At 57.0% G+C, this 13,479-nt stretch carries 11 protein-coding genes; 5 read left to right on the top strand and 6 right to left on the bottom strand.

Annotated features, from left to right (window positions below; all coding sequences use genetic code 11):
* Positions 1-45 precede the first annotated feature (45 nt).
* From BM029_RS01730 to BM029_RS01715, 4 genes are read left to right on the top strand one after another with little or no spacing between them, the layout of a single operon-like run.
* Positions 46-1,230 (top strand): efflux RND transporter periplasmic adaptor subunit, encoded by a 1,185-nt coding sequence (locus tag BM029_RS01730; RefSeq protein ID WP_092432074.1) that lies wholly within the window; start codon positions 46-48, stop codon positions 1,228-1,230.
* The gene (locus tag BM029_RS01725; protein ID WP_092432073.1) at positions 1,227-4,331 is read left to right on the top strand and encodes an efflux RND transporter permease subunit; all 3,105 of its coding nucleotides are present in this window, start codon (positions 1,227-1,229) and stop codon (positions 4,329-4,331) included. The genes BM029_RS01730 and BM029_RS01725 overlap by 4 nt, the downstream gene beginning before the upstream one ends.
* A gap of 32 nt (positions 4,332-4,363) precedes the next feature.
* Entirely contained in the window at positions 4,364-5,050 is a 687-nt protein-coding gene (locus tag BM029_RS01720) for a heavy metal response regulator transcription factor (protein WP_092432569.1), read from the top strand.
* Complete coding sequence (locus BM029_RS01715; protein ID WP_092432071.1) at positions 5,028-6,539, top strand: heavy metal sensor histidine kinase; 1,512 nt, start codon at positions 5,028-5,030, stop codon at positions 6,537-6,539. The genes BM029_RS01720 and BM029_RS01715 overlap by 23 nt, the downstream gene beginning before the upstream one ends.
* 51 nt (positions 6,540-6,590) lie before the next feature.
* Here the strand turns inward: BM029_RS01715 and BM029_RS01710 are convergent, their stop codons facing one another.
* The 5 genes from BM029_RS01710 to BM029_RS01690 all read right to left on the bottom strand — a co-directional run bounded on the left by BM029_RS01710 (position 6,591) and on the right by BM029_RS01690 (position 12,026).
* Positions 6,591-7,955 carry an MFS transporter gene (locus BM029_RS01710; RefSeq protein WP_092432069.1) on the bottom strand — a complete coding sequence of 455 codons (1,365 nt, stop codon included), beginning with the start codon at positions 7,953-7,955 and terminating at the stop codon, positions 6,591-6,593.
* Positions 7,956-8,045: 90 nt separating this feature from the next.
* Positions 8,046-9,167, bottom strand: a complete 1,122-nt coding sequence (locus tag BM029_RS01705) for a porin (RefSeq protein ID WP_092432067.1) — start codon at positions 9,165-9,167, stop codon at positions 8,046-8,048.
* A 234-nt stretch (positions 9,168-9,401) separates the two neighbouring features.
* Positions 9,402-10,289: a sugar phosphate isomerase/epimerase family protein gene (locus BM029_RS01700; RefSeq protein WP_092412546.1), complete on the bottom strand. Its 888-nt coding sequence runs from the start codon at positions 10,287-10,289 to the stop codon at positions 9,402-9,404.
* Entirely contained in the window at positions 10,286-11,134 is an 849-nt protein-coding gene (locus BM029_RS01695; protein WP_092432065.1) for a shikimate dehydrogenase family protein, read from the bottom strand. The genes BM029_RS01700 and BM029_RS01695 overlap by 4 nt, the downstream gene beginning before the upstream one ends.
* The gene (locus BM029_RS01690) at positions 11,127-12,026 is read right to left on the bottom strand and encodes a VOC family protein (protein ID WP_092432063.1); all 900 of its coding nucleotides are present in this window, start codon (positions 12,024-12,026) and stop codon (positions 11,127-11,129) included. Before BM029_RS01690 ends, BM029_RS01695 begins: the two co-directional genes overlap by 8 nt.
* A 131-nt stretch (positions 12,027-12,157) precedes the next feature.
* On the opposite strand from BM029_RS01690, the gene BM029_RS01685 reads away from it, so the two are divergent.
* Positions 12,158-12,940: an IclR family transcriptional regulator domain-containing protein gene (locus tag BM029_RS01685; RefSeq protein ID WP_092432061.1), complete on the top strand. Its 783-nt coding sequence runs from the start codon at positions 12,158-12,160 to the stop codon at positions 12,938-12,940.
* Positions 12,941-12,962: 22 nt separating this feature from the next.
* Here BM029_RS01685 and BM029_RS01680 read toward each other — a convergent pair.
* A partial coding sequence (locus BM029_RS01680; RefSeq protein ID WP_139217183.1) for an alpha/beta hydrolase occupies positions 12,963-13,479 on the bottom strand: 517 nt, incomplete at its 5' end.

The raw sequence follows: 13,479 nt of genomic DNA, 5'->3' as shown, positions 1-13,479 counted from the left end.
CTCTACCCGACATGCCAATTTAATTTACCGATACCGGGTTACACCATGAAAAAAACAAAAATATCCCATCTGCTGATCCTCAGCTGCGCTGTCATCGGAGCTGGATTAGCTTTGAGCCAGTTTGTCTCTTTCGGAAAAAATCCGGACAAGGCGCAACCCAGGCAGCTTCCCCAGGTGACGGCTACCACCACACAATTACGCGACTTACCCGTGGAATTTTCCGCCCAGGGCCATATCGTTCCGCTCAATCAGGTGGATGTGCGCCCGCAGATCACCGCCAGCATTCGCAGTGTCGATTTTCATGAGGGCGATCAGATACACGCCGGCCAGTTGCTGTTCACGCTGGACAACAACGACGCCACCGCCCAACTCAACCGGGTGCAGGCACAAGCAGCCCAAATACAGGCACAGCTTGACGATGCCAAGCGCGACTACAACCGCTCACGGGAACTGGTCAAGTCCGACTTCATTGCCCCTAGCGCTGTCGATACCGCCGCCAGCAAAGTCGAATCTCTCCAGGCGCAACTGCGTGCATCACGCGCCGACATCGCAAGTGCGCAAGTGCAACTGAGCTATACCCGCATCACTGCGCCGATATCAGCGCAAGCCGGCGCGTTGACAGTCCATCCGGGCAGCCTGGCTCAGCAAAGCGCCAGCGCGCCGCTGCTGAGCCTGATCCAGTTCGATCCTATCGCCGCCGAATTCAGCCTGCCGGAACAAGCCCTGAGTCAGATCGTCGCCGCCCGCCAGACCGGAACAGTCACCGTGGTGGCCGAGGCGCCTGGTGGCAAACCGGTGGAAGGCACGCTTACTTTTGTCAACAATACCGTCAGTTCGGATACCGGAACCATCAGTCTCAAAGCCAATTTCCCGAATCCCGGCAAAAGCCTGTGGCCCGGCGCATTCACCCGCATCACTCTGCGCGCAGGCGTCAGCAAAGGCGCCGTTGTGCTGCCGCCGCAAGCGGTATTGGAGGGGCCGAAGGGGCGCTTTGTGTACCTGATCGGCGCTGACAGCAAGGTCTCGGCAATGCCGGTGAAATTATTGCGCATGCAGGATCAGGATGCTGTCATTGAAGGTTTGCCGAAAGGTGTGCGCGTAGTCCGCGACGGCGGCCACAATCTGCGCGCCGGCGCCGCCGTCCGCGTTGTTGCCCAAGCCTCTGCCCTGGCCGAAACCCAGGTCGATGCCAACTCGCCAGCCGCCGCCATCACCGGATCGCAACAATGAACATTTCAGAATTCTGCATGCAGCGTCCGATTGCCACCATGCTGCTGTGGCTAAGCGTGATCGTCGGCGGGACTGCCTGCTGGCTGCAACTGCCGATTTCCGCCTTGCCCGATTACGACATGCCGACGATTCAGGTGAAGGCAAATCTGTCCGGAGGCAGTCCGGAAACCATGTCCACATCGGTCGCCACGCCGCTGGAAAAGCAATTCTCGGCGATACCGGGCCTGCTGGCGCTGACCTCGAGCAGCATACAAGGTGAAACCCAGATCACCCTGGAATTTGATCCAGCCAGGAATATCGATGCCGCTGCCGGCGATGTCCAGGCGGCCCTGTACCGCGCCACCCGTTCGCTGCCGGCGGAAATGACAACCCCGCCCTCGTACAAGAAAATCAATCCGGCCGATGCTCCCATCATCCTTATCGGTCTCAATTCTCCAACACTAAAGCTGACTGAACTCAACGGCTACTCCGACAACTTGATCGTGCCGGCCCTGTCAACGCTCAGCGGCGTAGCCCAGGTCATGGTCACCGGCCAAAAGCGCTATGCCGTGCGGGTCGAGATCGACCCCGAGCGTCTGGCGGCCATCGACCTGAGCTTGTCCGACGTCAGCAATGCCTTGAAAGCAGCCAATTCCAACGCGCCGATCGGGCAGCTAGACAACAAGCGCCAGATGCTGATGCTGCAAATGTCCGATGGCCTCATGAAGGCTGACGATTTCGGCAAGGTGATTATTGCGACACGCCGCGGCCAGCCGGTCAAACTGTCTGATATCGCAAAAGTCGAAGACAGCATCGAAAACAACCAGAACAGCAGCACTATCAATGGCGAAAGTTCGATTCTGTTGACCGTGCAACGCCAGCCTGGCGCCAATACCGTCGCCACCGTCGACGCCATCAAAGCCATGCTGCCGATCCTGCAGAGCCAGATGCCAGCCTCGGTGCAAGTCAAAATGCTGAGCGACCGGTCGATATCGATTCGACAAGCCATCCATGACGTCAACCTGACCATGCTGCTGACGATCGCACTGGTGATCATGGTTATCTTGCTTTTCCTGCGACATGCTTCAGCCACGCTAATCCCTTCCATCAGCGTGCCGATCTCCCTGCTCGGCACTTTCGGCCTGATGTACGCCTTCGGCCTGAGCCTGAACAACATATCGTTGATGGGCTTGACGATTGCCGTCGGCCTGGTGGTCGACGATGCCATCGTGGTCCTGGAAAACATCATGCGCTACATCGAAGAAGGCATGGCGCCCTTCCCCGCCGCCGTGCGCGGCGCGCGCGAAGTCGGCTTTACCGTGATCTCGATTTCGATTTCGCTGGTGGCGGTATTCATTCCGATTTTTTTCATGCCAGGAACCATCGGCCTGCTGTTTCACGAATTTGCGATCGTGGTGTCGCTGTCGATTCTGGTGTCGGCCGCGGTTGCGCTTACCCTGATTCCTATCCTGGTGCCGATGCTGATCAAGAACACCGCTGCGCGCCATGAGACGCAACCCGAGACTGCCGCCTGGAGTCGCCGCTTCGAAGCCATGTTCGACCGCATGCTGGCTACTTATCAAAAGGGCCTGGAGTGGTCGCTGAATCATCGCAATACAGTTCTGGCGGTGGCCCTGGCAACCTTCGTTCTTACCGCCTGGCTGTATGCCAGCGCATCGAAGGGGTTTTTTCCGCAAGAAGATATCGGCCAGATATCCGCCAATGTCGATACGCCTGAAGATATGTCCTACGAAGGACGATTGGCGGTCCTGACGCAGATTGAAGAACGTCTCCTGAAAGACGCCAGCATCGCCGATTTCGCCTCTAAGGTAGACCACGACACTACCGCCTTCGTCATCACCCTCAAAGACAAGGGGCAACGGCCGCCCATGCCGGCGGTACTTGCACAGCTGAGAAAGGACGCCAATTTCATTCCAGGCATCCGGGTACTTTTCAGTCCGGTTCAAAACCTTAAGATCGGCGGCCGCAGCTCCAAGAGTACCTATCAATATACCTTGCAGTCCGTCACCCCAGGCCAACTGGACGTGTGGGCTGACAAACTGCTGGAGTCCATGAGGAAATCGAATGTCTTCGTCGGCCTCAATTCGGATTCACAAAAAAATGGCATGCAAGCGCAATTGAGCGTGGACCGCGAAAAGGCATCGCTGCTGGGCGTCGATATGGCAAGCATCCGCAATACGCTATATGCCGCTTACGGCACCCGGCAGGTATCCACCATCTACGCGCCGGAAGACAGTTATCAGGTAATCATGGAAGTCGTCAGCCAGAACCGGCGCGACGAAAGCGACCTGTCGAAAATCTATGTCCGCAGCAGCACCAGCAATACCTTGGTGCCGCTGAGCGCGTTTGCCACCGTCACACGCAGCAAAGGCACGATGGCCATCAACCACCAGGGGCAATTGCCGGCAGTCACCATTTCCTTCGATCTCACTCCCGGCAGGTCGCTCTCTGACGCCAGTGCAGCCATCGATACCGCTAAACAGCAGATCGGCCTGCCTACTTCAATCTTTGGCGCCTATGCCGGACAGGCAGCGTTGTTCCAGCAATCGCAGAGCACGCAACTGTGGCTGATCCTGATCGCGGTGGCAGTCATTTATGTGGTGCTCGGCATGTTGTACGAAAGCTGGATTCATCCTGTCACGATATTGCTGGGCATACCGTCCGCGGCGGTCGGTGCTTTGCTGGCATTGAGGATAACCGGACTGGAATTGTCTTTCATCGCCATGATCGGTATCTTGCTGCTGGTCGGGGTGGTCAAGAAGAATGCGATCATGATGATCGATTTTGCGCTGGAAGCACAGCGCCGCGACGGCTTGCCACCGGCGCAGGCAATCCGCAAGGCTTGCCTGCAGCGCTTCCGGCCGATCATGATGACAACATTCTGTGCCATCATGGGCGCCTTGCCGATTGCACTCGGTATAGGCGCAGGCTCTGAATTACGTCAGCCGCTGGGTATCGCCATCGTCGGCGGCCTGCTGTTCTCCCAGTTGATTACCTTGTTTATCACGCCGGTGCTTTACCTGTGGTTCGATCAGCTTGGGGAAAAAATCGGCTCAAATCAAGGCAAAAATCAAGGCAAAACGACATTGTCGGAAATTTAATCCAGAAATCTAATTCAGAAATTCAGTCCATGATAAAAATCCTGCTGGTCGAAGATCAACAAACCGCCGCCAACTATATCTCCAAAGGTCTGCGGGAAGAAGGAATGGCGGTCGACATCGCCAATAACGGTCCTGACGGTTTGCATTTTTTGTTGACGAACGATTACGACGTTGCCATTCTCGACATCATGCTGCCCGGACTGGATGGCTGGAGCATTCTGGAAACCGCGCGCCGTGCCGGCAAGCAAACGCCGATACTTTTTTTGACCGCGCGCGACGAAATCAACGATCGCGTACGTGGCCTGGAACTTGGCGCCGACGACTATCTGGTCAAACCCTTCGCCTATAGCGAATTGCTGGCGCGAATTCGCGTCATTCTGCGGCGCTACTCAGCGCCACGCCCGAGTAGCGAAGCCACCATGCTCCAGATTGGCGACCTGACACTGGATTTACTCAAGCATCGTGCGACGCGGAACAACGATCGACTGGAACTCACTCCCAAGGAATTCGCGCTGCTGAGTTTGTTGATGCGTCGTAGCGGTGAAGTAACCTCCCGTACCGTGCTGGCCGAACAGATATGGGATATGAATTTCGATTCCGACACCAACGTAGTAGAAGTTGCCGTGCGCCGCCTGCGTACCAAAGTGGACGATCCTTACCCGAGCAAATTACTCCATACCGTAAGAGGAGTGGGCTATGTCCTCGAACTACGCGACTAACCCGATGTTCGCTCGCCTGGGCAACCTGCGGATGCGGATGTTCGATCCACGCCTCTGGCCTCTTACTGTGCGGTTGACGCTGCTGTTTTCTGCATCGATGGTAGTCATTCTGCTTACCGTTTCCAGCTTTCTGTATGAGAAGGTAGAACACCAGATCTATCAAAAAGACCAAACCGAGCTGCAGCATGCAATCGCGCTCCAGGAAGAAATGGTACGTACCCTGGAGAACAACCAGGCGCCGGGCATGTGGCAGCAGAAATGGCGCGAGCATATGGAGAAATCCGATCGGCTGTGGTTCCGCCTGACAGGACCTGGTGATCCGGCGCATACGGGAACGTCGGAAACGTCGGAACTCTCCGGTGTGACTGTTCCGTTCGATAAATTTCCCGCGGTCTCATCATCCTCCCATCCTGAGTTCAAAATCTGGAAAGCAAAAAAGGTGGGCGGTAATCACCCACGCTACATGTTGGCCAACGTCGCGATCACTACCCAACCCGGCCGGACATGGTCTCTCCAGGCCGCACTTGACGTGACGCAAAGCCGCGCCATCATCAATGAATACTGGGAAGGCCTCGCGCTGATGCTATGCGCCGTCACGATCTTTTCCACTTGCTTCGGTTTTTTTGTTGCCCACAAGGGGCTCGCGCCAGTCAGGGCTATCAGCAGCGCTATCGAACGCATCAGCATCGAAAAACTGGATACACGCATCGGCAATCAACCCTGGCCCTCCGATTTAAGAGTACTGGCCCAGACGTTCGACGCCATGTTAGGCCGGCTGGAAAATTCATTCGATCAGTTATCGCGCTTCTCTTCAGACCTGGCGCATGAGTTCCGGTCGCCGATCAACAATCTGGTGGCCGCTGCCGGCGTCACGCTTTCTCGCGACAGGGACGCGGCCGATTATAAGGACACGCTTGCCACCGTTGTGGATGAAGGCGAACGCTTGTCTCGAATGGTATCCGGCATGTTGTTCCTGGCGAGAACGGAAAACGCGACACAAGCCATACATCTCGAAACCTTGCAAACCGGCGATGAATTCAAGAAAGTACTCGACTTCTTCGAAGCACTGGCCGAAGAAAAAGATGTCACACTGAACGCTCACGGCGACCTCGTGATTTGTGCCGATCCTTTGCTACTGCGGCGCGCGCTATCCAATCTGATCATGAATGCGCTCCGCTACACACCCCCAAAGGGCCACATTACATTGCGGGCGGAACCGAGCGGCGCCATGGTTTCGCTGTCGGTGAGCGATTCCGGCGCCGGCATCGGTGCGGAACATCTGCCGCATCTGTTCGATCGATTCTATCGGGCCGATATTTCCCGCAGCTCGGGTGAAAATACCGGCCTGGGCCTGGCTGTGACTAAGTCCATCGTCGAATTGCACGGCGGGAGCATTGATGTCACCAGTACCGTTGGTAGCGGCACCTGCTTCACATTTACGTTCCCTGCAAAAAGCCATGCCATTACGCCAGAGCGATCCCTGATATAGACTGAAATTCAGCAGAAGTTTCGGCAAGAGCTGCGGCCCGATTCGTCTCTTTTACTGTTTACCCAGCTCATTCATCGGCGTGCGATAGGTCTCACGCGCCGTAGCTGCGGAAATGGCGGAGATGATCGCGGTAGCGCTGACGAATATCGCTACAGGTATCCAGCCATCCGTGCCAGGTTTCAAGATCGCGGCACTGATACTCGGTGCGAAACCACCCAGGGCAAAACCGATCTGGGTACCGATGGCCATGCCGGACAGACGCACCCGGGTATCGAACATTTCGCCATACAAGGATGGCCAGACACCGTTTGCCGCGCTATACACAACGCCTGACAAAAGCAGGCCGAAAACAAAGATGAGCGGGATGTTGGCCTGGCTGATACTCCACAGATAAGGCCAGATCAGGCAGGCGCAAGCCAGCCCGCCAAAGATAAACACAGGCTTGCGGCCGATGCGGTCCGACAATGCGGCGAAAGCCGGAATCGCCGCCAGCGCCACCACATTTGCCAATACCAGCACGGTCAGCATGGTGGCGCGTGGGATATGGATGGTGTTGACTGCGTATGACAGCGTAAACACACTGAAAATCGTACTCACTACCGAAATCTGGGCGGCAAAAATGACCCGCGCAAGGCTCTTCTTATGTTCGCGCAGCAGCACCATGAACGGCAGCTTTGCTTCCTTCTCTCCCTGTGCCTGCGACTTTTCCTGTTCGAATGCCGGTGTCTCGGGCAAGGTGCGGCGCACCCAGATCCCGACCCACACCACGATCGCGCTCAGGAAAAATGGAATGCGCCAGCCCCAGGACAATAGCTGATCTTCGGGCAACGCTGAGATCGGCAGGAAAACCAGGGTGGCGAGAATCAGGCCGGCCTGGGTTCCGCTCAGGGTGAAACTGGTAAAAAAAGCACGCCGATGCGGCGGTGCATGTTCAAGCGTCATCGAATTGGCGCCGGCCTGCTCCCCCGCCGCCGACACGCCTTGCAGCATGCGCAGTATCACCAGCATGATCGGGGCCGCGATACCGACCTGCCCATAAGTTGGCAACAAACCGACCGTAAAGGTTGATACCCCCATCAACAGCAAAGTAAAGGTGAGCACTTTTTTGCGCCCGTATCTGTCGCCGATATGACCCAGCACAACCGCACCGATCGGCCGCGTCACGTAACCGACACCGAACGTGGCGAAAGCTGCGATGGTAGCCGTTACCGGGTCGAACGATGGAAAAAATATCTTGCCGAACACCAGCGCTGCCGCAGTGCCGTAGATGAAAAAATCGTAATACTCGACCGCGCTGCCGATCCAGCTGGCCAGCGCTGCCTTACGCGGTGAACGAGTGGCGGCCTGCGGCGCCGCATTGGCAGCGCTGGTCGCGCCTGGCGTCCGAATTTGTTTCGATACTGTAGATGTAGACATAACGTCCTCGATGATCTATAGGTTATTTTTTACACGAAGAGAACGAATTCTCTACATGATAATGTTGAAATGGTGTGTTAAACCGACGCGTTAAAACCGATGCAGGATGCCGGCTTGCATACCGATCAGGCTTTTGCCGTTGATGTCTGCTCCGGCAAGGTTGGCGGCAGGACCAGCGGAACCGCTGAAACGGAAACCGGCGTTGGCGTCGTTCTTCATGTAGTTGGCAAAACTGTAGAGCGTGGTGCGCTTGGATAAATCGTAGTAAGCCCCGAGGTTGCCGCCCTGCGCCCCTGAATCCCGGTGCGAAGTGTCCTGCATCACACCATACAAGGCGCCGATCCGCAGTTGCGGACTGAGGCGATAGTCGGCCGATATCTGATAAATGTTGTACATGCGCAGCACGTCTGGATTATTTCCCGCGAAGGCATTGTTTGGGATACTGACGTTGCTGAGGATCGCGGTTGCGTTATTGCCGCTTGCATTAGCTGTCACGTTGTTGCTGCGCACGTAGGCGAAATAAAGCTTGCCCTTGCCGTAGTCGTAATTCGCATACAGGTTGTGATAGACCACGCGCTCTGAAAACAGTGCATTCGCCGCCGGCTTCGCCCATAGTCCGGCGTAACCTGCGCGATACGGCCCCTTGCTGTAGTCCAGCCCGAGTTGATAGACGCCGCGTGCGCCTACACCCTCACCCGCGGTTTCGGTCAGCGCATAATGCGCATCCAGTTGAAAGCCGGCCAGACGTGGCGACTTGTAGGAAAGGTCATTGTCGTAACGCGACGGTACGCCGAAGGTATTGATGACCGAACCGTAAGTCGTGCGCTCGGTGTAATCGATAGCACCGCCGATGAAGAACGGAATGCTGTTCTGGCGTCCGATACGGAATTCACCCGCCGGCGTATTCATGCCGACCCATGCCTGGCGGTCGAACAGACGGCTGGAATCCGCCGCACCGCCGGTGTTGGCGTTCAAGCCCTGCTCCAGCGTGAATTTGGTCTGGTAGCCACCACCCAGTTCCTCCACGCCGCGCAAACCAAGGCGGCTACGCAAGATGGCGCCATCGTTGAGGCCGACGACGCTGGTGCCGCTACTGCTGTGGATGTAGCCCAGGTACTGGTCGACGTCGCCATACAAGGTGACGTTAGACTGAGCTTGCGCCAGAGCCGAACAGCCGGCGAGGCTGCAGGCAGCGACGAATTTTATCTTCATGACATCTCCATTTGGTTTTTTTATGGTTAATGATTAATTGCAGCGGCGACCGTGCTCAGTGCCGTGTTGTTATCGATTCAAACCACAGGCCGTGTAGCAGGCTCAGGTTCGTATCGATCAGAATCCGAACGGATTTTGGGTGTGGGGTCATGCTGTCTCCTCGATAACCTTGGTAACGCCGCGTTATTTTTTTTGTTTGCGGCGATGTTTTTTTGTACTGCTTGCTGCGGGCGGCTAAGCCATGGTCGGGTGTCCAGCGCCCGGTTGACGCACCTGCAGGCTGCGTCGCAGGACCTGATCGGTCACCCATTTGGCGGCACGATGAGCACGGCGGGCCACGATATCGGGCGACAGTTGCAGATAATCGTCATTAAAGACTTCGAAGCTGTAGTCGCCACGATAGCCACCCCGATCCAAGCGGCGCAACAAGTCGGACAGCTCTTTCGAATGCGCGCCCTCGCCCGGAAATACGCGCAGGTGGCGCGCCGTTTCCAACCGCTCTTCGGCACTGCGGATATCGCGCCACATGAAATCGGATAACTGCACCATCGCGATCTTGTCACTGGGGATATCTTGCAAACCATCCAGGTCGGCCTGGTTCGCCAGCATGTGAAAGGAATCGATCACTACGCCCAGATTGGCATGGTCAGCCAGTTCTACCGCTTCCCAAGACTGCGTATACTGGTTGACATGACGGCCCCAGGACAATGCTTCGTAACCGATGCGCACGCCCAGCGGCACCGCCAGCGTCGCCAACTTTGCCAGGTGGCGCGCGATCAAGGGCAATTCCCCGCTAGCGTGGCTAGAGGTACTGGAGCAAACCATCAACAGCGGTGCACCGACCGCCTGACACACATGCAGCATGTTCTTGGCGATGTCGAGCTTGTATTCATGCAAGGCGCCGGACAATCCCTCGAAATCGCGCATAACCTGAATGCCGGTAACGCGAATCCCGCTAGCCCTGACCAGGCGTACCGCCTGCTCCAAGCCGCCGGGATGGCCGGCCAGGTCCTTGGCCCACAACATGATTTGCGAAAATCCTGCCGCCTTGGAGGCATTGAGTTTCGACTCCAGCGGTCCCGCTAAAGTGATACTGTCCATGCCGAAATTACTCAGATTCATATCGCCTCCAACGCGCGAAACGCATCCGACGACACACCCGGCCAGCCGAACAGTTCCAGATACAGCGGCGCTTGTTCGATCATCATCTCGCGCCCCTTCTGGATGCGGCAGCCATGGCGCTGCGCTTCCATCAGCAGCCGCGTCATTTCAATCTTCATGCCGCAATCGGCGACGATGCAGGACGGCGCGATGCCATTCAGGTCGAGCGGTAGCGGATCGTCCGCGTTCATGCCAAGTGGCGTCGAATTAACGACCAGGTCATAACCCGCGGCGGACGGCGCCCCGATTACCACTTCAGTGGCGCTGAACATTTTCTGCAGGCGCTGCTGCAGCGCTTCGGCTTGCTCCTGGCGCGTATCGTAAATGGCGACATGGCCAATGCCGCGCGCCGCCAGCGCTGCAGCCACAGCACAACCGACGCCGCCGCTACCGACCACCAATGCTCTGGCGCGTGGCCAGTCGAATGGCGTGCTGCCGCAGGTACGGTCGAAGGCGCGGATGAAACCTTCGCCGTCGATCAGGTCGCCGATCAGGGTCTGGCCGTCCGGGCTTTTATAGATGGCATTGCAAGCGCCCGCCAGGACTGCGCGCGAAGTCGGCTGGTCTACCGCGTCCACGCTCATCGGCTTGTGCGGGATCGACACCAGGATGCCGCCCACATTCTCTGCAGCCATCAACATGCGCACCGCGGAAATATAACCAGCCGGCGCGATCTTGAGCGGAATCACGCGGGCATCGATGTTGTGCTGCTTGAAGTAAGCATTAAACAAGGCCGGGGCTTTGACTTGCTCGACCGGCCAGCCGATCACCGGGAAAATGCGGGTATTGCCGGAAATCTCAAGCATGTTGCTGCTCCTGGAGGCTGATATCTTGGTGACTAACTACCAGTTCGAAACTGATGCCGCTTTTGTAGAGTTGCGTCAACGCGCCCTTCTCGCTGGCCTGCGCCGGTTCACGGTCGATGAACACGATGCCCCTTTGTTTCAACTGCCGCACGGCGTCGAGCACATCAGGTGCGCCCAGCCCGACACGCACCAATTGTTCATCCCATTGCAAGCCGGCGGCGCCTTCAGGCGGCTCTACCAGTTGCAGATAAAAGCTGTGACATGGGCTTTCCAGCAAAACTCCTTTAGGTAAAACGCCGAAATAGCGGCCTTGCGGCAGCGGCTGGAAATCCATCAGCTGCTGGTAAAAATCAATCCACTCCGGCGAACGGTCGCGCCCGATCGTTTGCACCACGCCGAAAAAATGCATGCCAGCCAGTGCCGGCGGATTGGCCGGCGCGCTCAAGATCGGCTTGAAGTCGACATCATAGATAGAGAAATCGCGAAAGCGATCGACGAAATACAGGATCGAATCGCCGACCCCGTGCACGCCCGGGATATTCAGCTCCATCACACCGGCGCGAGTCTGGATCGCCCAGGCGCCCATCTCGATCGCATGGCGGTACGCGACATCTGCGTCACGTACCCGCAGCGCAATCGCGCTGATGACTGTCGCTTGCGGCTCACTGTCGGTTTGCTGCAAAGAGGATGGATCGGCATTGACGATCACATTCATCGTGCCCTGGCGGTACAAAGTCACCTCACGCGAGCGATGACGGGCAGTCGCCACAAATCCCATTTGTTCCAGCAACGCTCCCAGCGCCAATGGCTGGGCGCTGGCATATTCGATGAATTCAATGCCGTCGATGCCGAGCGGGTTATTCGGTTCCGGATTGTGTTCTTGCGCAGTCATGCTGATCCTTGGCTGAAGTAGTCAGGCCAAGTATAGGAATGGCATATCGAGAAAAACAGTGCCGAAAACATGCAATAATGCGCCAATCGCGCAGATTGAGCGATTAGCGCGCATTTTTGGAGTTATTTGGCGTGAAAAAACCTGAATTACTGGAAGTTGAAGTCGCCAAGCGCGATCTGATCGACGGCTTGATCAAAGGCATCGATGTAATCACCGCGTTCAATGACGATACGGTGCGCCTGACGGCGAGCGAGCTGGCGGAAAAAGTAGCGCTCAGCCGTAGCGCAGCGCGCCGTTATTTATTGACGCTGGTGCATATCGGCCTGGCGGCCACCGACGGCCGCAGTTTCTGGCTCACGCCCAAGGTGCTCAACCTGGGGCGCTCCTATCTGGATTCGGCGCGGTTGCCGCGCGCGATAGTGCCGTTCCTGCAACGGTTGACCTTGCAACTGCAGGAATCGACCAATTATTCCGTACTGGAAGGTGACGACGTGGTCTACGTCAGCCGCGTCAATGCGCCGCGGCTGCTGACTACCGGCTTCGAGCCCGGCACGCGCCTGCCGGCCTACACCTCGACCGCCGGCCGGGTATTGCTGTCGGCGTTGCCGGACACCGAGTTGCGCGCCTATCTGGACCGCATCGACCTGATCGCCTACACCCACCTGACCGTGACGGACAAGAAACAGTTGTTCCGGGAACTGATCGCCATCCGCGAAGATGGCTTTGGCGTTACAGAAAACCAATATGAAATCGGGCTGCGCGGCATCTCCGTGCCGATCAAGAGCCGCCGCGGCACCCTGATCGGCGCGTTAAGCGTCTCCATGATGATCTCCAGCTGCTCAAAAGCAGAAGCGACGGCGCGCTGCCTGCCGGTGCTGCAGGCTACCGCCAATACCTTGATGATGTGGGTTTGAGTCGGGGACCGATACGAGAAATTCAGACCGTCAAGAAATCAGACAAAGCGCGAGTGAATAACTTCTCAGCTTCGACATTGGAGATGTGTGATGCTGGTAGCACCACCATTTTGGAATCTTTAATTTCTTGATGCATCGATACCGCATCCGATTCGGTCGTCACGGGGTCATATTGACCGGCGATGATGAGAGTGGGGTTAGGAATAGAATGGATTTCACCGCGTAAATCGGCATCAGCCAAGGCCTCGCAACAACTCGCATAACCTTCTGCGTTTTCAGAGCGTAAATGCGCGACCAGTTCCGAGACGATCGACGACCCGCTTTTCACGAACGATGGACTGAACCAGCGTGAGGCCGCGCTATCGGCAATCGCATCCAGGCCATCTGCTCTAACTGCTTTCGCCCTGTTGATCCATGCTTCCGCCGCTCCAATTTTCGCTGCGCTATTCGCGACGACTAATTTTTTCAAACGCTCAGGCGCATGAATACCCAGCCACTGTCCGATCATTCCTCCCATCGATATGCCGCAAAAATGCGCT

The organism is Collimonas sp. OK607 (assembly GCF_900111995.1).
Taxonomy (GTDB): Bacteria; Pseudomonadota; Gammaproteobacteria; order Burkholderiales; family Burkholderiaceae_D; genus Collimonas.
Note: the sequence above shows the minus strand (reverse complement) of the source record. Positions and strands in the feature narration are given on the sequence as shown.

What these genes read in the sequence shown, in the direction of transcription:
- BM029_RS01695 (WP_092432065.1), bottom strand. Translation starts at nt 11,134, where the DNA reads ATGCTTGAGATTTCCGGCAATACCCGCATTTTCCCGGTGATCGGCTGG.
- BM029_RS01730 (WP_092432074.1), top strand. Translation starts at nt 46, where the DNA reads ATGAAAAAAACAAAAATATCCCATCTGCTGATCCTCAGCTGCGCTGTC.
- BM029_RS01710 (WP_092432069.1), bottom strand. Translation starts at nt 7,955, where the DNA reads ATGTCTACATCTACAGTATCGAAACAAATTCGGACGCCAGGCGCGACC.
- BM029_RS01715 (WP_092432071.1), top strand. Translation starts at nt 5,028, where the DNA reads ATGTCCTCGAACTACGCGACTAACCCGATGTTCGCTCGCCTGGGCAAC.
- BM029_RS01690 (WP_092432063.1), bottom strand. Translation starts at nt 12,026, where the DNA reads ATGACTGCGCAAGAACACAATCCGGAACCGAATAACCCGCTCGGCATC.
- BM029_RS01700 (WP_092412546.1), bottom strand. Translation starts at nt 10,289, where the DNA reads ATGAATCTGAGTAATTTCGGCATGGACAGTATCACTTTAGCGGGACCG.
- BM029_RS01705 (WP_092432067.1), bottom strand. Translation starts at nt 9,167, where the DNA reads ATGAAGATAAAATTCGTCGCTGCCTGCAGCCTCGCCGGCTGTTCGGCT.
- BM029_RS01725 (WP_092432073.1), top strand. Translation starts at nt 1,227, where the DNA reads ATGAACATTTCAGAATTCTGCATGCAGCGTCCGATTGCCACCATGCTG.